Here is a 20,606-nt window from a genome sequence, read left to right on the forward strand (position 1 = left end):
GGACCCCATGGCAATCCCGGTGGAGTGCGATGCGGGCCGACGTGCCAGCCCAGGGGCTCACGCTGCGCAGGAGCTTCAGCGGTGCGCACGGTAGGCGAGAAGGGCATAGATGATCCCGGCGCCCGCCAGGCCGAACTTCGCCTGCGCGCAGCGGCGCGCGAGCGGAGGCCAGAGCGCTTCGTCGGATCCGCGCAAGATCTCGAGCAGGGCGGCGTTCTCCGTCGCGTCCAGCAGGCCGGCGAGCCATTGCCCCCACGCGAGCGGCGCGCCGAGGCCAGCTCCTGGCAGGCCGCGCTCTTTCAGGGCATCTGCTCCCATCACACAGGCCAGCGCCAGGCCGTTGGCGTAGGCCGTCAAGAAGAGGTAATCGAGTCCCAGGCTGAACGCAGCGCTGGTACGCGCATCCTCATCCCAGGACTCGAGGATGTCGCGGACACGCGCCCTGGTCCCCGCCAGCTCGAACGAGATGATCCCCCACGGAGCGGCCTTCGTCCGTAGGCGCTTGTCGGCGACCGTCAGCGCCGCACCGCTCGCGACCGCGAGGCCCAGCAGCGACCAGAAGAACGGTGTACGTCGATCTGCTGGAATGAACTCGAACGGGTGTCGCATCGTCGGGACCTCTCTCGGGGATCTAGCACGACGAAGCTCAGCGCTTGATGGCCGCCGGATCAACCTGGGCCGCGGGGGCGGCCGCTCGCGCGCGGAGGGGCCGCCTGGCCGGTCACTCGACCACCCGGACCGCAGCGTCGAGCCGATTGACGCCGCTGGCGCCGTCCCACGCGGCGCCGCTCGAGAGCCGGATCGCGTAGCGCGGGTCATCGCGCAGGCGCTCGGATGCGTCGGGCAGCCACAGACCGAGCTGGTACTCGCCCGGCGGCAGATCGGCCGGAATCTGCGCCTCGAGGCACATCTCGCTCTCCTCGCCCGGAGCCCAGCGGCGCGGATCGGCGTCGACCTGGACCACCCGCCGCGCCTCGCCCTGCTGGAGCACGAGATAGACCGGTCGCGGGTTATAGGCCCGGGCGTACCCGTCGTTGAACACGCGCAGCCGGAGGGACAGCGGCTGCCCGCGCGCGATCTGCTCGGGTGACTCGTGCTCCATCACGACGAAGCGGTATCCGAGGCGGCAGGCGATCGTCTCGAAGCAGCCCCCGGATCGCCAGTCATCGAGCACGTCAGGATGATAGTCGGTGTTGATGAAGCTGAAGTGGTGCGCGGACAGCTCGGCGAGCGCCGAGGCGCACTCGCTGCGCGGCGGGTTGCGGCCGCAGGTCTCGCCTCCGACCGGCGTGAACGCCGAGTCCGCGGCGGCATAGGCCTTCTCGCCGGGGAGCTGGTAGGTGCCAACGTCGTCTTCGCTCGCGAGGAAGCAGTCGTTCAGGTGGCCGATCCGCGAGAGCGGCGCTCCGGAGAACGCCGTCTCCTCGGTCAGCGGGCCGCCATACGCCTCGAGCTTGTGCGAGGGGCGGCGCGCGAGGGTCATCCGGCTCGCGGGCAGCGCCCGAAGCAGCGCGTCGAAGATCTGCTCGCGGCTGTCTGGACGGGTGAGATCGTTCGTCGAGGAGTGCCACTCGCCCCAGGCGCCGACGAAGCCGGGGTGCAGCACGGCGATGACGTCGGCGTTCGCCTCCAGGACGGGCTTGAGCTGGTCGATGTGGGACAGCACGCGGCCGAGCGGCGCGTCGTCCTCGCCGATGTCCGTCGCGTAGTAGAAGCGGGGGAGCACCTTGAGCCCCGCCGAGCGCACGGCGGCGAAGCTCTCGTTGAGCTGGTCGATGAGGGGCTGGTCGATGTCCTGCGCGCGGTAATCGTCGATGAGCGCCTGACCGTAGATCAGCGTGTATCCCTCGTCCCGAAGGCCAGCCACGGATCCCAGGCTCCGAAGATCCCTGAAATGGAAGACGCCGCGCTCGGGGTTGAGCACGCCCTGGCACTCGGCATCACCGGAGGGATCCGCGCCCGCCGTGAACAGCCCGGGCGCGTAGGTGCGCCTCACGACGGCGCCGCTCGCGCCGCAGCTGCCGGGCGGGGCGACCGCGCTGCCGGAGCTGCCGCCGGTGCCGCTGCCGGAGCTGCCGCCGTTGGCACCGCTGCCGCCGGTGCCGCTGCCGCCGTTGCCACCGCTGCCGCCGTTGGCACCGCTGCCGCCGTTGCCGGAGCCCTCCGCGGTCGCGCTGGACGTCAGCGAGTCGACCGGGCTGCCGCCGGAGCCAGCACCGCACGCCGTCGCGAGCGCCAGGGAAAGACAGGGGGCGCCGCCGCGAAGCAGGCGCGACAGGACATGGGACGATGACCGGCTGCTCTGGTGATGCTGGTGACGCTTGTGACGCATAAGCAATCTCCTCGCCCGCCGTGAATCGACGAGGCTTTAGGGCCCGACCTGTGGGGCGCGTTGTCCAGTGAATGGTCGAGGGGATTGCAGGGCCGATGCCACCGGCGCGGCCCGCCGGCGCGGGCAGCGCTGAGGTCAGGGGCTGCGCAAGGATCGTACACGTGCGCACGAAGCGGACGGCGCGCGAGGGCGCATAGCCCCATCCGCCACGGCGGCTCAGCTCATGACGCGCTCGCGGCCCCGGCGGCGCGCGAGAGCTCGTCGATCGCGCCAAGCAGCGCGTCGTTCTGCTCCGGCGTGCCCACCGTGATCCGCAGCCTGTCCTGGATGCGCGGCGCGTCCCAGTAGCGCACGAAGATCGCGCGGTCGTAGAGCGCCCGGTACATCGCCTGCGCCGACAGCCCTCCTCCGGGCGGACTCGCCAGGACGAAGTTGCTCTGGCTCGGCGCCACCGTGAACCCCTTTTGCCGGAGCGCCCCCGTGAGCCGGGCGCGCTCGGCGATCACCTTCTCCCAGCTCTTCCTCGCCTCGTCCCGCGCGGACAGCGCCGCGGTGGCCGCGGCCTGCGAGAGGATATCGGTGTTGTAGCTGTCGCGGGCCTTGTCGAGCGTCTCGATGAGCCGCGGGTGCCCGAGCCCGTACCCGAACCTGAGCCCCGCGAGCGAGTACCCCTTGCTCAGGGTCCGCAGCAGAAGCACGTTGTCGAGCCCCCGCGCCGCGTCGAGCAGCGGCGTCGCGTCGAACTCCGCGAAGTCGACGTACGCCTCGTCGATGAGGAGCACGCCGCGGAACGCCCGCGCGACGCGCTCGAGCTTGTCGAGCGGCTCCTGCCGCCCCGACGGCGCGTGCGGGTTGACGAGGAGCGCGAGCCGGCAGCCGTGCTCGTTCAGGCGCTGCGCGAAATCCTCCGGGACCGACCAGTCCTCCGCGAGGGGGACCTGGGTGATCGTCGTGCCGTGGATCTCCGCGAGCACGTCGTAGAGCGAGTAGGTCGGGTACGTCTCGCCGATGCCGCGGCCGCCGGGCTCGCAGAACACCGTCATGGCCATGCGAAGCAGCTCGTCGCCGCCGTTCGTGGCGATCACCTGCTCGGGCGACAGGCCATGGAGCCGCGCCGCGGTCTCGCGGAACTGCTGCGCCCGGGGCGGCGGGTACCGGCGGAGCTGATCGGCCGAGACGTCCCGGATCGCCTCGAGCACGGCGGCCGGCGGCGGGTACGGGTTCTCGTTCGTGTTGAGCTTGACCACGTCGGCCCGCTGCGGCTGCTCACCGGGCGTGTAGGGCGTGAGTCGATGGATGTTGTCGCGTTCGTACAGCATGGGGATGGCCGTCTCTCGCCCACTGGCCCGCCGGAGACAAGCGCCTCGTCGCCGGCATGACGCGCGCGCGGCGCTCGATCCCGCCGCTCTCGGGGGAGCTCGGCCGGAGGACACGGACGGCGTTGCCCGGGCGCTCGTCGTCCGGGACGCGCACCTCGCCGCGCGGGCGGCGAGGTGCGCTGGCTGCGCGGATCGGACTAAGATGCGCCGCATGACGACGACGTCCGAGCCTGAAGTCTTCCTGGTCCTCTCCTGCCTCGGCCCTGATCGGACGGGCATCGTCGCGGAGGTGACCCACTACCTGACGGAGCGCGGCGCCAACGTGGAGGACAGCCGGATGGCGGTGCTCGGCGGCGAGTTCGGCATCCTCCTGCTCGCGTCGGGGCCCCCCGGCGCGATCGAGGCGGTCGAGCGCGAGACGGAGTCGCTCACCCGGGCGACGGGGCTCACGGTGCAGAGCCGCAGGACCAAGAGCCCCGAGTCGCACCGGCGCGCGGCGACCATCCCCTGCGTCATCTCCGTCGACGCGCTCGATCACGAGGGCATCGTGCGCGCGGTGTCGCGCGCGCTCCACGGCGTCGGCGTCAACATCGTCTCGCTCGAGACCTCGGCCTACGAGGCGCCCGTCACCGGCTCGCAGCTCTTCCGGATGGAGGCCCGCGTCGACGTCCCCGCCGGGGTGACCGTCACCCAGCTCCGCAAGGCGATGGATGCGGTCGCGGAGACCGAGAACCTCGACATCGACGTCCGCTCGCTCATCAAGGGCTGACCGCGCCGCGCGAGAACCGGTATCCTAGCCGGCCATGCCCTTCAGCAATCTGAGCTCCCCCCGCAAGGTGCACGGCCTGGACGCGGAGATCCGAGGCGCCGCGGTCCTCGCGAGCCCCGGGCTCGTCGCGATGATCTCGACCGATCCGGTGCGCCTCGGCGTCTGTCCGATCGGCGGCTCCGGCGCGAAGACGACGAACCTGTCGCTGTCCTCGGCGCACGACGTGGCGCTCCTGTCGAAGGACGTCGCCGTGGTGCGGAGCGGCGACGACGCGGTGTGGGCGCTGCTCGGCATCACGCACGGCCCGAAGCTCGATCAGGTCGGCCGGGACGCGCGGCAGCTCGCCACGCGGCCGTCGGGCGAGACGGCGCTCGCGCTCGGCTGGGACGGCAGCGCGACGGAGCTCAAGCTCGACAAGACCGAGGTGAACGGCCGCACGTTCGCGGTGCGCGGCTCCGCGCGGGCGTTCGACCTGACCGAGACCGAGGCGCACGTGGTGATGGACGGCGCGGGGGAGGGCGGCGAGCTCCGCGTCCACCCTGGCGCGACGCCCGAGCCGGGCCCGACGCTCCGCGCCTCGCTGCCGCGCGCGGCCCAGAACCTCGATCGCGTGCGCGGTGGCCCGAAGCTGACGGCGGTGTACAAGCGCGGCGCGAGCGCGCTCTGCGCGGTCGTGAGGTCGTCCGGCAAGCTCGCGGCCAAGATGCTCACGTTCGCCGATCCCGTCGCCGACGTCGCCGTCCTCGAGTCGAGTCTCTTCGCCGCCTTCGCGGACGGCCGCGTCGCGCTGTTCGACGGCGCCGCCATCGAGGCCGCCACCGGCGCGCCGCTCGCGCCGACGGCGAGCGTCACGCTCGGCGCCCGCGGCGAGCCGGCGGTGCTCGCGGTCGCGGGCAAGGGGTCGCCGACGCTGTGGGTCGGGACGAGCGCCGGGGAGATCTGGAGCCTGGCGATCGTCCGCAAGCAGGGCGGCTGAGGGGGCGCCACCCTCACGCCGCGCGCGCCGCGATCCGCCCGTCGACCAGCGCGTCCGGATCGAGCTGGTCGAGCGTCGTCACGACGCGATCCGCCCCCGCGGCCGCCAGCAGCGCCTCGTCGGCGAGCCGCGCCACGCCGATCGAGGTCATCCCGGCCGCCTTCGCGGCCTGCACCCCGGAGGGGGCGTCCTCGATCACGAGGCAGCGCGGCGGCGGGACGCCGAGCGCCCGCGCGGCGGCCAGGAACAGGTCCGGCGCCGGCTTTCCGCGCGCCACCGCGACGCCGCAGAGGTCGGCGTCGAACAGGTCGAGCAGCGTCGTGCCCAGGGAGACCGGCGCGCGGCGGGGGTTCTGGTGCTCGACGAAGGCGTCGACGCGGATCCTGCGGAGGAGCTCGCTGGCGTTCCTGGACGACGACGCCGCCGCGAGGAGCACGCCGCGCGCCTTGAGCTCCAGGATCAGCCGCGTCGCGTCAGGGAATACGACGAACTTCCCCGCCGCGATCTTCCGGAGCAGCACCGCCTGCTTGCGCTCGGCGTAGACCCCGGCGCGCTCCGCCGCGTCGGGCACGCCGAAGTAGTCGAGCGCCGCGCGCGCGCCGCTCTCGCGCGCCTTGCCGGCGACCTCGCTCTGGTAGACGGCCGTCGTGAACCGCTCGGGCGCGTAGCGCGTCTCGGGCGCGATCGCGCGCCACTCGGTCGCCATCAGCGCCTCGAGCGCCTCCTGCCAGGCGCGCTCATGCGGCGAGTCGACAACCACCCCATCCACGTCGAAGAGCACTCCCCCGAGAGAACGCATGCCGCCGACATGGCGCCGGCGCGCCGGATCGGGAGCCCCACGGCGCCTCGGCGACGCGGCGCGCGGTCCGTCGGAGCGCGCCGGCGACAGCCGCCCGCGGCGCTGCGCCGCCCCCCTCCGGCTCCGCCCTACGGCGCGCAACGGCCGACTGCCGCGCGCGGTCGCGCCCGCCTGTGGCTCCCGCCGCTCCGCTCGGGGTGCTACCGTGTGGGCTCGTGCTGCCTGCCCGTTCCGGAGCCGCTCCCCCTGCGACGCGCCTGCCGCGAGCGCTCGTCGTCCGCGACCCGGAGCCCGAGGAGCTCCGCGCGACAATCGACTGGTCGGACTGGTACCTGGACGACGCGGACGGCATCGGCGCGTGGGGCGAGCACGACGAGATCTCCCGCCTGCTCCTCTCCTCGATCGCGCAGCTGGCGCGCGAGCGCGGCTGGACCGACCACCACGCCGGCACGGATCGGTTCTTCGCCTGGGTGCGCGAGGAGCCGCTCGTGCGCGTCTCGCCGGACGTCTACTTCCTCGATCACCGCCCCGCGCCGCCGCTGCCCAAGCAGTGGCAGACCTGGCTGCCCGGACACCGGCCCCCGCGGTTCGCCCTGGAGATCGTGGCGACCGACTGGCAGAAGGCCTACGAGGACGTCCCGCTCAAGTACTGCCAGCTCGGCTGCCCCGAGCTCGCGATCTTCGATCCGCTGGCCGCCACGCACCGGCCGCCGGCTGGGCGCGTGGCGCTCCAGGCCTACCGGCGCGACGCCGACGGCGCGTATGTCCGCGTGTACGCCGGCGCCGGGCGCGTCTGGAGCCCCGCGCTCGACAGCTGGCTCTGCGTGATCGGCAGCGGGGCCGAGTCCCGGCTCCGCCTCACGCGCACCGGCGGCAAGGGCGAGCTCGTGCCCACCCAGGAGGAGGCCGCGGCGATCGAGGCCCGCGCGAGGGAGGCGGCCGAGGCGCGCGTGCGCGAGCTGGAGGCGCGCGTGCGCGAGCTGGAGCAGCTGGATCAGGGGTAACGCATGGCGCGCGTCACGGCGCGGCGAGCGTCTCCGGTCGCGAGGAGGCGCCGGTCACACCTGCTGGGTCGGCATGATGGTGACGTGCGCCAGGTTGACGTGCCGCGGGAGGCCGGCCGTGAAGGCGATCGTGCTCGCCAGATCGTCCGCCGTGAGCCACGTGATCTGCTGCCTCGCCTCGGCGATCCACGCCTTGGCGGCCTCGTCGGTCATGTGACTCTGGAGCTCCGTGTTGACGAACCCAGGCTCGATGACCGAGACACGGATGTGCTTCGGTCCGAGCTCGGCGCGCAGGTTGCGCGAGAGGTGGGTGACGGCGGCCTTGGTGGCGCAGTACACGGCGAACGTCGGAAAGACGCCGTGCGCGCCGATCGACGAGATGTTGATGAGGTCCGACGGGCCGCCCCGCTTCGCGGCCGCGAGCAGCGGATCGATGAACGCGTCGACGACCCGCATCGCGCCGGTGAGGTTGACGTCGATCATCTGCTCGAAATCGGCGATCCGGTGCTCCTCGACGCCGGACGGCAACATGACGCCGGCGTTGTTGATCACGAGGTCGACGGCGCCGAGCTCGGCGGCGATCGACCGCGCGGCGTCGGCGACGGCGGTCCTGTCCCTGGCGTCGACCGCGAGCGCCAGCGCGCGCCCGCCCGCGGCGCGGATGCCCTCGGCCAGCGAATCGAGGCGGTCTTGGCTCGAGCAAGGGCGTGACGTGAACCCGTCGCGCGAGACGCTCGAGGCGATCGCGCGCGTGCTGAAGCTCGACGACGACGAGCGAGGTCACCTGTTCTACCTGGCGCGGCCCGAGCCCGCGCGGGCCGCGGCGCGCCAGGAGAGGGCCGAGCCGGCGGTGGCGCGCGCGCTCGAGGCGATGCGCGTCCCGGCGCTCGTCTTCAGCCCCCGGTTCGACGTGCTCGCGTGGAACGGCGCCGCGCGCCGCCTGCTCGTGGACTTCGGCGACGTCTCTCCGCGAAGGCGCAACCTGCTCTGGATGACCTTCCGCCATGCGGCCTACCGCGCGCGCTACGCGGAGATCGGCGTGATCGAGCGGGAGGTCGTGGCCGCCTTCCGCTTCAGCGCGAGCTCGCACGTGGGAGATCCGGAGTTCGACGCGCTCGTCGCCGAGCTGCTCGAGACGAGCGAGGCGTTCCGGGCGATCTGGGCGCGCCACGAGGTCCGCGCCAAGGTGAGCGGCACGAAGGCCTTCCGCGTCGAGGCCGAGGGCGCGGGTGGCCGCGACGCCGGCGGCGCCGGGCCGCTCGTGCTCGAGTGGCACACGCTCGCCTCGACGACGTCGAGCCGCCAGCAGCTCGTCTACTACACGGCGCGCGCGGCGGGCGGACCCGAGGACGAGCGCCGCCTCGCGGCGCTGTGCGGGGCTGACAGCGGATGAATGGGGCGCGCTGATCCAGCTGCGCCAGCCAGGGAGAGCGTCTTGGGTTCGACTGTTCGAGGCCGCACATCGGCGATCCGCGCGATCGAGCGGGAGAGTCAGATGGCGTCTTCGGTGTAATAGGTGGCCCCCCAGTACCGCACCGGGTACCCGTGCGGGCGGTGCCCGTACTCCGTGGGGTGGTACGGGACGGTCACGAGTGCGTTGTTCATCTGGTCCGGGTCCATGACGCGCACGTCGCCGCCGCGCGTGACACCCACGATGACGACGTAGTGCCCCAGGTCGGCAGCCACGATGTTGACGCCGGGGGCGACCTGCCGCTGGGTGACGCAGACGATGAGGGGCTGTTGATCCCTGACCACTGCGTCCCGGATCTCTTGCAAGGTGGGGATGTTCGAGGCGTCGTCCTGGCCGGAGTAGAGCTTGATATCCGCATGATCGAGCGCATCCTGCACGTTGCGCATCTGATTGTGGTGGAAGCCCAGGTGGTCGCTCAGCGCCCGGTCGTTGCCGAAGTTCATGCGATTCCCCAGGGCGAGCGTGGCGTCGTAGTACGCGTTGACGACCCGGGTGCAGCACGCCCAGCACGAGTTGGCGTACTGCTGCCGGGTGTGGACCGTGATGAGCTCCGTCCCCGTCCCCGTGAGGGGGACGGACGTGGGCGAGGTGGGGGCGTTCGAGGTGATGACCAGCGTGGCAGCCTTGGCGTCGGTCGAGGTCGACTCGAAGACGACGTCGACCGTGCGCGTGTTCCCCACGGCGATCGTCTGGCCCGACGCCTGATCGTTCTGGATCCGGAACTCGCCGGGGTCCGCGCCCTGGAGCTGGATGTTCTGGATCTGGAGGGGTGCGGTGCCGCTGCTCGTGATCGTGAGCGTGGTGGCCGGCGACGGCTGGCCGTGCCGGAACGAGCCGAAGGCGACGTTGCCATGGCTGACGGTGATGGCAGGGATCTCGATGCCCGTCCCGGCGAGCGCGACCGGGGTGGGCGAGGCGGGGGCGTTGGACGGGATGCGGAGCGAGCTCGCCTTGGCCCCCGCCGCGGTGGGGGCGAAGGCCACGTCGATGGTCGCGGAGGCGCCGGGCGGCAGCGTCTGGTTGGAGGCGGCGTCGTGGTCCGTCGAGAAGTGGGCGTGATCGCCGCCATTCAGCGCGATGCCCCCGAGCACGAGGTTGGCCGTGCCCGAGCTGGTGATCGTCACGGTCTGCCCCGGCGAGGCGTGCCCGCGCTCGACGTTGCCGAACTGGAGGTTGGTGGGGTTGACGGTGATGGCTGGGATCTCGATGCCTGTCCCGGCGAGCGCGACCGGAGTGGGCGAGGCGGGGGCGTTGGACGGGATGCGGAGCGAGCTGGCCTTGGCCCCCGCCGCGGTGGGGATGAAGGCCACGTCGATGGTCGCGGAGGCGCCGGGCGGCAGCGTCTGGTTCGAGGCTGCGTCATGGCCCGTCGAGAAGTGGGCGTGATCGCCGCCATTCAGCGCGATGCCCCCGAGCACGAGGTTGGCCGTGCCCGAGCTGGTGATCGTCACGGTCTGCCCCAGCGAGGCGTATCCGCGCTCGACGTTGCCGAACTGGAGGTTGGTGGGGTTGACGGTGATGGCTGGGATCTCGACGCCCGTCCCGGCGAGCGCGACCAGGGTGGGCGAGGCGGGGGCGTTGGACGGGATGCGGAGCGAGCTGGCCTTGGCCCCCGCCGCGGTGGGGATGAAGGCCACGGCGATGGTCGCGGAGGCGCCGGGCGGCAGCGTCTGGTTGGAGGCGGCGTCGTGGTCCGTCGCGAAGTGGGCGTGATCGCCGCCATTCAGCGCGATGCCCCCGAGCACGAGGTTGGCCGTGCCCGAGCTGGTGATCGTCACGGTCTGCCCCGGCGAGGCGTGCCCGCGCTCGACGTTGCCGAACTGGAGGTTGGTGGGGTTGACGGTGATGGCTGGGATCTCGATGCCTGTCCCGGCGAGCGCGACCGGAGTGGGCGAGGCGGGGGCGTTGGACGGGATGCGGAGCGAGCTGGCCTTGGCCCCCGCCGCGGTGGGGATGAAGGCCACGTCGATGGTCGCGGAGGCGCCGGGCGGCAGCGTTTGGTTCGAGGCTGTGTCGTGGGCCGTCGCGAAGTGGGTGTGATCGCCGCCATTCAGCGCGATGCCCCCGAGCACGAGGTTCGCCGTGCCCGAGCTGGTGATCGTCACGGTCTGCCCCAGCGAGGCGTATCCGCGCTCGACGTTGCCGAACTGGAGGTTGGTGGGGTTGACGGTGATGGCAGGGATCTCGATGCCCGTCCCGGCGAGCGCGACCGGGGTGGGCGAGGCGGGGGCGTTGGACGGGATGCGGAGCGAGCTCGCCTTGGCCCCCGCCGCGGTGGGGGCGAAGGCCACGTCGATGGTCGCGGAGGCGCCGGGCGGCAGCGTCTGGTTGGAGGCGGCGTCGTGGTCCGTCGCGAAGTGGGCGTGATCGCCGCCATTCAGCGCGATGCCCCCGAGCACGAGGTTGGCCGTGCCCGAGCTGGTGATCGTCACGGTCTGCCCCGGCGAGGCGTGCCCGCGCTCGACGTTGCCGAACTGGAGGTTGGTGGGGTTGACGGTGATGGCTGGGATCTCGACGCCCGTCCCGGCGAGCGCGACCGGAGTGGGCGAGGCGGGGGCGTTGGACGGGATGCGGAGCGAGCTGACCTTGGCCCCCGCCGCGGTTGGGACGAAGGCCACATGGATGGTCGCGGAGGCGCTGGGCGGCAGCGTTTGGTTCGAGGCTGTGTCGTGGGCCGTCGCGAAGTGGGCGTGATCGCCGCCATGCAGCGCGATGCCCCCGAGCACGAGGTTCGCCGTGCCCGAGCTGGTGATCGTCACGGTTTGCCCCGCTGAGGCGTGCCCGCGCTCGACGTTGCCGAACTGGAGGTTGGTGGGGTTGACGGTGATGGCTGGGATCTCGATGCCTGTCCCGGCGAGCGCGACCGGAGTGGGCGACGCGGGGGCGTTGGACGGGATGCGGAGCGAGCTGGCCTTGGCCCCCGCCGCGGTGGGGATGAAGGCCACGTCGATGGTCGCGGAGGCGCCGGGCGGCAGCGTCTGGTTCGAGGCTGCGTCATGGCCCGTCGCGAAGTGGGCGTGATCGCCGCCATTCAGCGCGATGCCCCCGAGCACGAGGTTCGCCGTGCCCGAGCTGGTGATCGTCACGGTCTGCCCCAGCGAGGCGTATCCGCGCTCGACGTTGCCGAACTGGAGGTTGGTGGGGTTGACGGTGATGGCTGGGACCTCGACGCCCGTCCCGGCGAGCGCGACCGGAGTGGGCGAGGCGGGGGCGTTGGACGGGATGCGGAGCGAGCTGGCCTTGGCCCCCGCCGCGGTGGGGATGAAGGCCACGTCGATGGTCGCGGAGGCGCCGGGCGGCAGCGTCTGGTTCGAGGCTGTGTCGTGGGCCGTCGCGAAGTGGGTGTGATCGCCGCCATTCAGCGCGATGCCCCCGAGCACGAGGTTCGCCGTGCCCGAGCTGGTGATCGTCACGGTCTGCCCCAGCGAGGCGTATCCGCGCTCGACGTTGCCGAACTGGAGGTTGGTGGGGTTGACGGTGATGGCTGGGATCTCGACGCCCGTCCCGGCGAGCGCGACCAGGGTGGGCGACGCGGGGGCGTTGGACGGGATGCGGAGCGAGCTGGCCTTGGCCCCCGCCGCGGTGGGGATGAAGGCCACGGCGATGGTCGCGGAGGCGCCGGGCGGCAGCGTCTGGTTCGAGGCTGCGTCATGGCCCGTCGCGAAGTGGGCGTGATCGCCGCCATTCAGCGCGATGCCCCCGAGCACGAGGTTCGCCGTGCCTGTGCTGGTGATCGTCACGGTTTGCCCCAGCGAGGCGTGCCCGCGCTCGACGTTGCCGAACTGGAGGTTGGTGGGGTTGACGGTGATCCCTGGGACGAGCACCGGCGCGGGCACGGACGAGCAGAAGACGATGGGGCCGCTCCCCGAGCTGGTGGAGCCGGAGAAGGACTGCTGAGCCAGGGAGTTCGCGGTGCTGTATTTCGTCCGCTGCCTCTTCAGCGGCGGCTCCCCGTCGGGGCGCTGAGGGCTGCCGATCATCGCTCGCCTCCGTCCTCGACGCCCGGGAGAGGGGCACAAGCGGCCTCGGGCTCCATCTCGGCGCGGAGGCAGAGAAGATCCGTCTTCTCGCGCGAGCCCAGCGACGCGTCCCCAAGGATCGCGCGAGCCCAGGGGCGGTTCGGGTCCTCGTCGAAGCAGGGGCTGAGACAGATCATGGTGTTGATGTAGCGCACCACGTCGTAATCCAGCGTGATCCCATAGCGGGCCGCGCGGGTGATGCCCTCGTCGATCAAACGACGCGCCCCGGGCTCGCCGAGCGCTTCGTAATCCTCGGGCCAGGCGTGGCGTATGTGGGCGAGGATCCGATCTTTGAAGCGCTCCGCTAGGTCGCGCTGGAAGACGGCTATCTGCTCGGCACGGATGGTGATCATGGTCGCCCCTCTTTCACCTGGAGAGATGGGAGGACAGACCGCGTTGCCTGTCAAGGCGCGGCACGGCGGAGGGGCACCTCGCGCGCGCTTCCGATCCGAAGACGGGACCGTGGCTGGGCCACGCGGCGCCGCTTTCGAGCCTGCCCGAAGCAGAGTGGGTATCGCGCCGCGTCTCCGACGAGCGCGTCGTGTTCCGCGCGACGAGCCGCCTCCCCGTTCAATCCTTGCTTAAACCGCGGTATGGCTTTCACCCCACCTCGACGGTGAACGACCGTCCCACCATCGCCGATCCCGCCGTCCCCGTCGCTCCTCGCGGCCCCACGCGCACGCTCAAGAGCCCCTGGCCTGCCCGCTCCGCGCGCACCCGGAGCTCGATCACGATCGCCGGTTGCGGACGGAGCGCCGCGGAGGCGCCTTTTGACGCCGCGGGCATGAAGCCCGCTTCCAGAACAGCCTCCGGCAGCTCGGCGCGCGCCGCCGCTTCCTCCCGCGTGAACGCGACGACCGCGCTCCCCTCGATGGCCACCGCCAGCGCGCTCACCATCCCATCGGCGAGCGCGGCTCCGCCGATCTCCACGAAGAGCCCGCGCGCCGGTCCGCCGCAATTCTCGACGCGCACCCGCAGCACCGCTTCGGCGCCGACGCGCGCGCGCCACGGTGTCGCGGAGTCCGCGACCGCGCCCAGCGCCGGTGCTCCCTCGGCCCGCTTCGCCGCGGGGGAGGCGGGCGCCGGCGGCTCCACCGGCCGGAAATCAGGCATCTCGATCTCGCTCGCGCGGTAGCGCGCCCCGTGGCGCGTCCAGCGCGAAAGGTGCCAGTTGTGCGGACGCTTGTAACTGTGGTGCGTGCGAGCGGTGAAGTGAGCCGCGCCGTCGGCGCTGGAGCCGGCGTCGATCAGACCTCCTGTATCCTCGCCGAACCGGCTCGCCTCGAGCGCGGGCAGGGTGAGCGACTGAATCTGCTCTTCGCCCAGCGATTGGCTCACCAGCACGGTTCGCTCGTCCCACGCGAGCCCCGGCGAATCCGCGCCCCACGCCAGATCCTTGCCAAACTGGTGACGATGCCCGCGCACCGCGCCGGACGTGTCGACGTAGACAAACTCGGTATGTCGATAATTGGCTACGAGTGTCACGAGCGCGCCCTCCGGCATCGGAAGGACGAAGATGTCGAATTGCTCGCGCTCCGCGGGAGAGCGGACCGCGAGGCGACACGCCAAGGTGCGCGGATCGAGCACCGCGACGAGCCCGCTGTAGGTCGAGGTCACGCCGATGCCGAAGCGGCTTGCCGACAGCCGCACGGTCCCGCGCCAGCAGGCGCCGCCCGCGCCCTGGATCTCGACGCCGAGGAGCCGTGGATCGAAGGGCGGATCTTCGGGCTCGTCGTCGTCTTCCTCATTCGGCTCCTCGGGCCACCTGCTACCCTCCTTGAACAGCGATGAGCGCCACGCGAGCCGGGGCGCCTCGGGAATGGCGATGTCGTCTCCGAGGTCGAGGCGCGCGCCGTCGAGGCGGGCCGCGCGCAGCCGGAGTCGCGCTCCCGATCCGGGCGTTCGATCGACCGCGAGCGCGACCATCGGTCCACCCGGTGACGCGGCGAGCCCGAGGATCTCGCCTGCTTCGCAGGGCGTGAGGGCGCCGCCGTCATCATCGTGTGTCCAGATCGAGGGCGAGCCGCCTTCGCGCAGCACGAGCGCCCGCCGGCCATCGGCATCGAGGACCACGAACGAGACGAGCTCCGGCGGATCCTCGTCGCGCCGCAGCCCCTTCGTGGGAAAACGCAGCACCGTCTGCTTGCGATCCCGGCCCCCGCTCGATCGCGCGATCCCCCAGCGCGTGCAGAGCACGAAGTCGGTTCCGTTGGTCCAGATCGCCATGTGAGGGGCACAAGACGAACAACAACTCTTCGAATCAAGCAAAATCGTCCACGCCCGACGTGGTCGAACTGGGGCGAGCGCCGGCTCACCGTGAGCTGGCGTCTCAATTTCTCGCTGTTCGGGCTGCCGGTGGCACCGGAGGCATGAGCAAGCTTGGACCGAACGTCGAGCCCTCCGCTCGCGTCGACTCGCTGCCGAAGCCTTGCCGCTCGACAGCGCCCGCAGGCTCTGCAGGCGCTCGTCCGGAGGCGTCGTGTCGAAAGGATGCGCTCCCGATGGCGCCTGGCAGTCCGGAGCGCTTGCGTGATCGCTGGTAGCCAGCGGCAGTCCTGGCCGACCGGCATCGCTTTAAGGCATCATTAAGGAGCACCCCCGCTGCCTGCTCCCATAGTTCCTCCGTCCGGCGGACATCTCCGCCGGACGGAGGATCCTATGCCACGATCCATCGTCGCCCCTTTCCTCTATGTCGTTGCTCTCCCCGCCTCCCTCGCCGCCTGCGGCTCTGTCGAGCTCGCCCCGTACGACACCTCGGGCGGCACCGGCGGCGGACCTGCCGTCACGGGGACCGGCGGCGGATCTGCCGTCACGGGGACCGGCGGCGCCGGTGCCAATGGCGAGGACGCTTCCTCGACCAGCTCGACCGGCGCATCTACCGGCCTGGCGCCGGCGCCCTCGTGCTCCGCCGCAGACTGCGCCGTGCGCATCGCAGAGGGCGCACCGAAGTGCGCCGTCTCCGCCTCCGGAAAGGTCTCCTGCTGGTGGGGCGGACCCCTGCTGAACGAGCGCCTGGCCGCCGTCGCCCCGGTCGAGGGCCTCGACGATGTCGTTGCTGCGTCTGGCTCGTCCTTGCATATGTGCTTCCTCCACGCTGATGGGCGCGTCGCCTGCCAGGGCGTGAACTTCGGGCAGCTTGGGCAGGCCGTTCCCCTTGGGAAGCGCAGCGCGGTGCCCGTCGTGCTTCCGGATGTCGAGGGGGTCGTCCAGCTCGCCTCGGGTGAGCACCACATCTGCGGCCTCCTCGGCTCGGGCAACGTCATCTGCTGGGGCAAGTCGACGTACGTGCCGCTGCTCGGCGTCGAGGGCGTCGAGCAGACGGCGGTCCCGGTCACCGTCACCGGCCTCGACGACGCAGTGCAGGTCGTGATCAGCTTCGAGCACACCTGCGCGCTGCGAGCCACCGGAGAGGTGGTGTGCTGGGGCGCGCTCACCACCGGTGGGGCGGCGGCGACGCCCGTGCGCGTCGAGGGCATCGAGGGCGCCGTCGAGATCACGGCCGGCTGGAATCACGACTGCGCCCGCCTCGCATCGGGCAAGGTCCTCTGCTGGGGCAACAACGAGCAGAGTCAGCTGGGCGACGGCACCAGCGAGCCGCGCAGCGAGCCGGTCGAGGTGCTCGGGCTCGACGATGCCATCCAGGTGAGCGCCGGAAGCCGAGAGACCTGCGCGCTCCGGCAGGGCGGCAAGGTCGTCTGCTGGGGGACAACACCGCAGGAGATCGACATCCCGGAAGCCGTTTACGTCTCCGTCGGCGTCGTCGGCGTCATCTACGACGACGCCTGCGCCGCCCTCGCGAGCGGCGAGATCGCCTGCTGGTCCACGCCCGCCGGGCGCGATATCGTCGTGTTCGGGCCGTAGCCTCAGCGCTCCAGCCGACGCATTGAAGCGACCCGACCGCAGGTTGCGGTGCTCTCGGTGGCAAAACAGCCGGAAGATTCGGAAATCGCTATGATTTCTGGCGGGATTGCTGACACGCCGATCTAGCGCGCCTTGGCCGAGGTCGCGCCGGCGCGCTCTCGCAGCTCGCCGCGCGCGCGCATGTGCGCGAGCCACCGCGCGCGGAGGGCGCTCGGCTTCTCGGCGTAGCGCTCGTCGAGGAACCTTGCACCTGTCACGCGGTCCGTGCGGAAGTGGCGGAAGTCCTGGCGGAGCTCGCACCACGCCGCGAGGAGCCGCGTCGACTCGAGATAGCCCACGATCACGGGCCACACGACGCGCTCGCTCTCGCTCCCCGTCTCGTCGCGGTAGCGAAGCGCGATCTTCGTGCCGGCGCGGATCGACGCCCGCACCTCGGCCAGGTTGAGCGTGTCGGGCGCCTGGACCCCCCCGACCGGCGCGCCCGTCGCCGGCTCGAACACGAAGGGCCGCAGCCGCTCGGGGACCGCCGCGGCGATCTTCGCGATGAGGTCCTTCGCCGCCCGCTGCAGGGCGACGTCCCCGCGCTGGGCGACCCACTGCGCGCCGAGGACCGCGACCTCGATCTCGTCGGGCGTCAGCATCAGCGGCGGCATGTCGAAGCCGCGATCGAGCACGTACCCCGTGCCGGCCTCGCCGCGGATCGGGACGCGCTGGGCCAGGAGATCCGCGATGTCGCGGTACACGGTGCGCTTCGACGTCTCGAGCTCCTCGGCCAGGGCCGCCGCCGTGATCGGCGCCCGCTGCCGGCGCAGGATCTGCAGGATCTGGAACAGGCGATCGGCGCGTCGCACGGGGATGCTGACACCAGGTTGTCAGCAGGGCGGGGCTACATCAAGCGCAGTCCACGGCGCACCCACAACCGCTCGGAGATTGCACATGATCACGCTCCACAGCTTCGGCCCCATGTTCGGCCTGCCCGACGCCAGCCCCTACGTCACCAAGACCGAGGTCCAGCTCAAGCTGCTGGGCCTGCCCTACACGAAGGAGCGCGCGCGGCCCGATCAGTCGCCGAAGGGGCAGCTCCCCTTCATCGACGAGGGAGGCGCGCGCATCGCCGACTCGCACTTCATCCGCGAGCACCTCGAGAAGAAGCACGGCAAGGATCTCGACGCGGGCCTCGACGCCCGGCAGCGCGCCGAGGCGTGGGCCATCGAGCGCATGATCGAGAACAGCCTCACGCCGACCATGGTGCACTCCCGCTGGCTCATCCCGGAGAACTTCGCGAAGGGCCCGGCGAATTTCGTCAACGGCGCGCCGGAGGAGGTGCGCCCGAAGCTGCGCGAGGAGCTCGTCGCGCGCGTCCGCGAGGCGCTCCGCGCGGTCGGCCCCGCGCGCCACGCGAACGACGAGGTCGCCGAGCTCGGCGCGCGCTCGCTGGCCGCGCTCTCCGCGCTGCTCGGGGACAAGCCGTACCTCTTCGGAGCGCGCCCGGCGGGCGTCGACGCGACGGCCTTCGCGGCGCTGGCGGGCCTGCTCACGCCGTTCTTCGACTCGCCGCTGCGGCGCAGGGCCGAGGGGTTCGCGAACCTCACCGCGTACACCGCGCGGCTCATGAAGGAGTTCTACCCGGATCACCCGTGGGAGGCGGCGCGGCCGGGCGCCTGAGCGGCGCAGCGCCGCCGGCCCGGACGGGGCGGCGGCGCTGCGGCCGATCGCGGGCTGGTTGGCGCTACTCCTCGGGGGTGGGAGCGGGCGCCGGCGCGGGCTCCGCGACGTCGCCGGCGCTGGCGCACGCGTACCCGACCGAGTCCGGGGTGGGCAGCGGCAGCGACGCCACCGGCGTCGCGAGGTCGTCGAGCGCGTTCACGAGCACGCCGCCCTGGGAGTACGAGTAGACGTAGTCCTCGATGAACAGGCCGCGCTGCACGGCGGCCCCGCCGTAATAGCACCCCGACGGCACGCTGCTGAAGAAGCCGCTGTGGTCGACAGCGCCGAGCCGGCTGAACCCGTCCTCGATATCGACGTTGAACAGCTCCAGCGTGCTCGACATCGCGCCGGTCTGCCCATCGAAGCTCACGAGCGGGAAGGCGAGCACGCCGAGCGCGCCGTAGTACGTGAACGCCTTGTGGTTGTACTCGGCCTCGGAGTGCATGTACTCCGCCCCGTCGAGCGCCTCCTTGTGCAGGAGCGCGGGCGCCGACGCGTTCGTGACGTCGAAGATCTGGAGAGCAAGGCCGGTCACCGTGCCGTCCTCCTCGCCATCCCTGCCGATCGTCAGGAGGTGACCGTCGTCGAGCGGGTGCATGTACTCGCTGAAGCCGGGGATCTTGAGCTCACCCGCGACGGAGGGGGACGCCGGGTCCGCGAGATCGATCACGAACAGCGGATCGACCCGGCGGAACGTCACGACATAGCCGCGATCCCCGACGAACCGGGTCGACTGGATGGTCTCTCCGGGGGCGAGATCGGTGACGGCGCCGATCTGCGCGAGCTCGGTCCCTTGCGCCTCGAGGACGAACACGTTGTTGCTGGTCGTCCACCTGGGCTCCTCCTCCGCCGGCTCTTGCGAGGTCGTCGAGACGCGGAGCTTGCCGTTGTGCTCATCGAGCGAGAACTGGTTGATGATGTGGCCGGGCACCGAGCCTGACGCGACGTACCCGGGCTGGCTCGGGTCGGCGATCAGATCGAACTTGTGCAGATGGGTGAGGTTCGTGCCGACGAAGATCTCGCCGGGCGCCGCCTGCTCCTGCCAGGAGCGCGCGGCGACGTAGAGGGCGTCGTGGCTCGCGTACACGGTGTCGGTCGCGCCGACGATCGAGGTCGACTCCGGCGCCGCGGCGAGGTCGGCGAGGTCGATCGACTCGATCTGCGTCAGGCCGTACGACGTCGTGCCGGCCTCCGGAACATAGAAGTCCGAGCAGCTCGCGTCGAGCAGCGTGACCGCCTCTCCCTGCTTCTCGAAGCGGTACGGCAGCCACGTCGAGAGCGCGGCGTCCTCGATGATCGCCGCGTTCTCGGTGCGGAGCTGCTCGAACGCCGCGGTCCACGCCTCGGCGGTCTCGGGGTACTCGGTCAGGCCTGAGGGCCAGTAGTGGAGCGCCGGGCCGTGGGCGCCGCCGGTCAGCACCGTGCGCACGTTCGGGCCGGTGCGCCGCGCCGAGCTGTAGCCTCCCTCGAAGTAGACCTCCTTGACCACGCTGGGGGCGCCGCCGGCGAGGCTCAGGACGGTGATCTTCGTGAGCGGGGCCCAGACGCCGCCCGAGCCGGGCACGTCGGGCGGCGGCTCATCGACCCCGCCGCCGTCCGGAGGCGGGGGCGCCGGCGCGTCGGCGTCGGGGGGCGTGTCGGCGTCGGGGGGCGCGTCGTCCTCCGACGGCGTGTCGCCGCCGGAAGGTGGCTCGGCGTCATCCGGCGGCAGCGGCCTCGCGTCTCCGCCGTCGGCGGGGGTCCCCGGCGCCTCGCTCGGCCCGCTGGGGTCTCCAGGCGTCGGCGCGACGCCGCCGCCGACCATGGTGTTGATGAGCAGGTAGTCGTAATACCCCGGCCGCGGCGTGACGCCCGCCTGCTCGTAGATCGCGGCCCCGTTGACCGACGAATAGACGACGACCTTGTCGTCTGCCACGAACATCTCGAGGGGCGACCCCTCGATCGCGAGCGAGCTGCCCACCGCGAGCGACGAGGCCGGCCACGCCGTCAGGGTGTAGAAGCTCTGGCCGTGGAGCACGTAGATGTTGTTGCCGTCGGTCTTGATGATATCCGCCTCATCGACGCCGGCGACCTGGGTGTTCGTCTCGGAGTGGGCAGGGTCGGCGCCGCTGCCGCTGTCGTCCCCCGAGGTCTCCTGGCCGGTTCCCCCGTCGTCTGCTGTGGGCGGCACCGGGGCGGGCGTGTCCGTGGGATCCTGGGCCCCTCCAGGGACGCCGACGCTGCCGTTGTCGACGCCGCCGACGGGGGCGCCGCGGGGGTAGCCGTACGCCGAGTAGCTCGCGATCGTGGCGTCGATCTGGGCGTTCATCTTGGCGAGCGCGTCCTGCTTCAGCAGCGCTTCGAGGTCGC

The 20,606-nt window shown here is 71.8% G+C and carries 16 protein-coding genes; 6 read left to right on the forward strand and 10 right to left on the reverse strand.

Annotated features, from left to right (window positions below; translation table 11 throughout):
- Positions 1–75 precede the first annotated feature (75 nt).
- The 3 genes from WMF46_RS47420 to hisC all read right to left on the reverse strand — a co-directional run bounded on the left by WMF46_RS47420 (position 76) and on the right by hisC (position 3,651).
- On the reverse strand, positions 76–609 hold the full coding sequence (locus WMF46_RS47420; RefSeq protein ID WP_437983284.1) for a hypothetical protein: 534 nt from the start codon (positions 607–609) through the stop codon (positions 76–78).
- A gap of 112 nt (positions 610–721) precedes the next feature.
- Positions 722–2,332, reverse strand: a complete 1,611-nt coding sequence (locus WMF46_RS47425; protein WP_437983285.1) for a DUF4832 domain-containing protein — start codon at positions 2,330–2,332, stop codon at positions 722–724.
- Positions 2,333–2,553: 221 nt separating this feature from the next.
- Entirely contained in the window at positions 2,554–3,651 is a 1,098-nt protein-coding gene (gene hisC / locus WMF46_RS47430; protein ID WP_437983286.1) for a histidinol-phosphate transaminase, read from the reverse strand.
- Positions 3,652–3,862: 211 nt separating this feature from the next.
- Between hisC and WMF46_RS47435 the strand changes: the two genes are divergently transcribed.
- Positions 3,863–4,420 (forward strand): glycine cleavage system protein R, encoded by a 558-nt coding sequence (locus WMF46_RS47435; RefSeq protein ID WP_231864591.1) that lies wholly within the window; start codon positions 3,863–3,865, stop codon positions 4,418–4,420.
- 34 nt (positions 4,421–4,454) lie between these two features.
- Positions 4,455–5,396, forward strand: coding sequence for a hypothetical protein (locus WMF46_RS47440; protein WP_437983287.1), 942 nt, complete (start codon positions 4,455–4,457; stop codon positions 5,394–5,396).
- Positions 5,397–5,409: 13 nt separating this feature from the next.
- On the opposite strand, the gene WMF46_RS47445 is transcribed toward WMF46_RS47440, so the two are convergent.
- Positions 5,410–6,195 (reverse strand): HAD family hydrolase, encoded by a 786-nt coding sequence (locus tag WMF46_RS47445; RefSeq protein WP_437983288.1) that lies wholly within the window; start codon positions 6,193–6,195, stop codon positions 5,410–5,412.
- Positions 6,196–6,410: 215 nt separating this feature from the next.
- Between WMF46_RS47445 and WMF46_RS47450 the strand changes: the two genes are divergently transcribed.
- Positions 6,411–7,199 carry a Uma2 family endonuclease gene (locus tag WMF46_RS47450; RefSeq protein ID WP_437983289.1) on the forward strand — a complete coding sequence of 263 codons (789 nt, stop codon included), beginning with the start codon at positions 6,411–6,413 and terminating at the stop codon, positions 7,197–7,199.
- A 54-nt stretch (positions 7,200–7,253) separates the two neighbouring features.
- Here the strand turns inward: WMF46_RS47450 and WMF46_RS47455 are convergent, their stop codons facing one another.
- Positions 7,254–7,943, reverse strand: a complete 690-nt coding sequence (locus tag WMF46_RS47455) for an SDR family oxidoreductase (protein ID WP_437988014.1) — start codon at positions 7,941–7,943, stop codon at positions 7,254–7,256.
- Between WMF46_RS47455 and WMF46_RS47460 the strand changes: the two genes are divergently transcribed.
- The gene (locus WMF46_RS47460; protein WP_437988015.1) at positions 7,861–8,592 is read left to right on the forward strand and encodes a helix-turn-helix transcriptional regulator; all 732 of its coding nucleotides are present in this window, start codon (positions 7,861–7,863) and stop codon (positions 8,590–8,592) included. The genes WMF46_RS47455 and WMF46_RS47460 overlap by 83 nt on opposite strands.
- Before the next feature lie 98 nt (positions 8,593–8,690).
- On the opposite strand, the gene WMF46_RS47465 is transcribed toward WMF46_RS47460, so the two are convergent.
- From WMF46_RS47465 to WMF46_RS47475, 3 genes are all read right to left on the reverse strand, one after another.
- The gene (locus WMF46_RS47465) at positions 8,691–12,650 is read right to left on the reverse strand and encodes a beta strand repeat-containing protein (protein WP_437983290.1); all 3,960 of its coding nucleotides are present in this window, start codon (positions 12,648–12,650) and stop codon (positions 8,691–8,693) included.
- On the reverse strand, positions 12,647–13,042 hold the full coding sequence (locus tag WMF46_RS47470) for a hypothetical protein (protein ID WP_437983291.1): 396 nt from the start codon (positions 13,040–13,042) through the stop codon (positions 12,647–12,649). Before WMF46_RS47470 ends, WMF46_RS47465 begins: the two co-directional genes overlap by 4 nt.
- Positions 13,043–13,289: 247 nt before the next feature.
- Positions 13,290–14,915, reverse strand: a complete 1,626-nt coding sequence (locus tag WMF46_RS47475; protein ID WP_437983292.1) for a hypothetical protein — start codon at positions 14,913–14,915, stop codon at positions 13,290–13,292.
- A gap of 432 nt (positions 14,916–15,347) precedes the next feature.
- Here WMF46_RS47475 and WMF46_RS47480 point away from each other — a divergent pair, with 432 nt between their 5' ends.
- Complete coding sequence (locus tag WMF46_RS47480; RefSeq protein WP_437983293.1) at positions 15,348–16,550, forward strand: RCC1 domain-containing protein; 1,203 nt, start codon at positions 15,348–15,350, stop codon at positions 16,548–16,550.
- Between the two features lie 122 nt (positions 16,551–16,672).
- Here the strand turns inward: WMF46_RS47480 and WMF46_RS47485 are convergent, their stop codons facing one another.
- On the reverse strand, positions 16,673–17,401 hold the full coding sequence (locus WMF46_RS47485) for a helix-turn-helix transcriptional regulator (RefSeq protein ID WP_437983294.1): 729 nt from the start codon (positions 17,399–17,401) through the stop codon (positions 16,673–16,675).
- A gap of 85 nt (positions 17,402–17,486) precedes the next feature.
- Between WMF46_RS47485 and WMF46_RS47490 the strand changes: the two genes are divergently transcribed.
- Positions 17,487–18,215 (forward strand): glutathione S-transferase C-terminal domain-containing protein, encoded by a 729-nt coding sequence (locus WMF46_RS47490; RefSeq protein WP_437983295.1) that lies wholly within the window; start codon positions 17,487–17,489, stop codon positions 18,213–18,215.
- Between the two features lie 64 nt (positions 18,216–18,279).
- Here the strand turns inward: WMF46_RS47490 and WMF46_RS47495 are convergent, their stop codons facing one another.
- A complete protein-coding gene (locus WMF46_RS47495) occupies positions 18,280–20,565 on the reverse strand; it encodes a beta-propeller domain-containing protein (RefSeq protein ID WP_437983296.1) in 2,286 nt (761 codons plus the stop codon).
- Between the last annotated feature and the right edge of the window lie 41 nt (positions 20,566–20,606).

It is taken from the genome of Sorangium sp. So ce117 (assembly GCF_051524395.1).
Classification (GTDB): domain Bacteria; phylum Myxococcota_A; class Polyangia; order Polyangiales; family Polyangiaceae; genus Sorangium; species Sorangium cellulosum_B.

Bases quoted from the DNA above. Each gene is read 5' to 3' on its own strand.
- WMF46_RS47420 (WP_437983284.1), bottom strand. From the start codon at position 609: ATGCGACACCCGTTCGAGTTCATTCCAGCAGATCGACGTACACCGTTC.
- WMF46_RS47425 (WP_437983285.1), bottom strand. From the start codon at position 2,332: ATGCGTCACAAGCGTCACCAGCATCACCAGAGCAGCCGGTCATCGTCC.
- hisC (WP_437983286.1), bottom strand. From the start codon at position 3,651: ATGCTGTACGAACGCGACAACATCCATCGACTCACGCCCTACACGCCC.
- WMF46_RS47435 (WP_231864591.1), top strand. From the start codon at position 3,863: ATGACGACGACGTCCGAGCCTGAAGTCTTCCTGGTCCTCTCCTGCCTC.
- WMF46_RS47440 (WP_437983287.1), top strand. From the start codon at position 4,455: ATGCCCTTCAGCAATCTGAGCTCCCCCCGCAAGGTGCACGGCCTGGAC.
- WMF46_RS47445 (WP_437983288.1), bottom strand. From the start codon at position 6,195: ATGCGTTCTCTCGGGGGAGTGCTCTTCGACGTGGATGGGGTGGTTGTC.
- WMF46_RS47460 (WP_437988015.1), top strand. From the start codon at position 7,861: ATGCCCTCGGCCAGCGAATCGAGGCGGTCTTGGCTCGAGCAAGGGCGT.
- WMF46_RS47465 (WP_437983290.1), bottom strand. From the start codon at position 12,650: ATGATCGGCAGCCCTCAGCGCCCCGACGGGGAGCCGCCGCTGAAGAGG.
- WMF46_RS47470 (WP_437983291.1), bottom strand. From the start codon at position 13,042: ATGATCACCATCCGTGCCGAGCAGATAGCCGTCTTCCAGCGCGACCTA.
- WMF46_RS47475 (WP_437983292.1), bottom strand. From the start codon at position 14,915: ATGGCGATCTGGACCAACGGAACCGACTTCGTGCTCTGCACGCGCTGG.
- WMF46_RS47480 (WP_437983293.1), top strand. From the start codon at position 15,348: ATGCCACGATCCATCGTCGCCCCTTTCCTCTATGTCGTTGCTCTCCCC.
- WMF46_RS47490 (WP_437983295.1), top strand. From the start codon at position 17,487: ATGATCACGCTCCACAGCTTCGGCCCCATGTTCGGCCTGCCCGACGCC.
- WMF46_RS47495 (WP_437983296.1), bottom strand. From the start codon at position 20,565: ATGAACGCCCAGATCGACGCCACGATCGCGAGCTACTCGGCGTACGGC.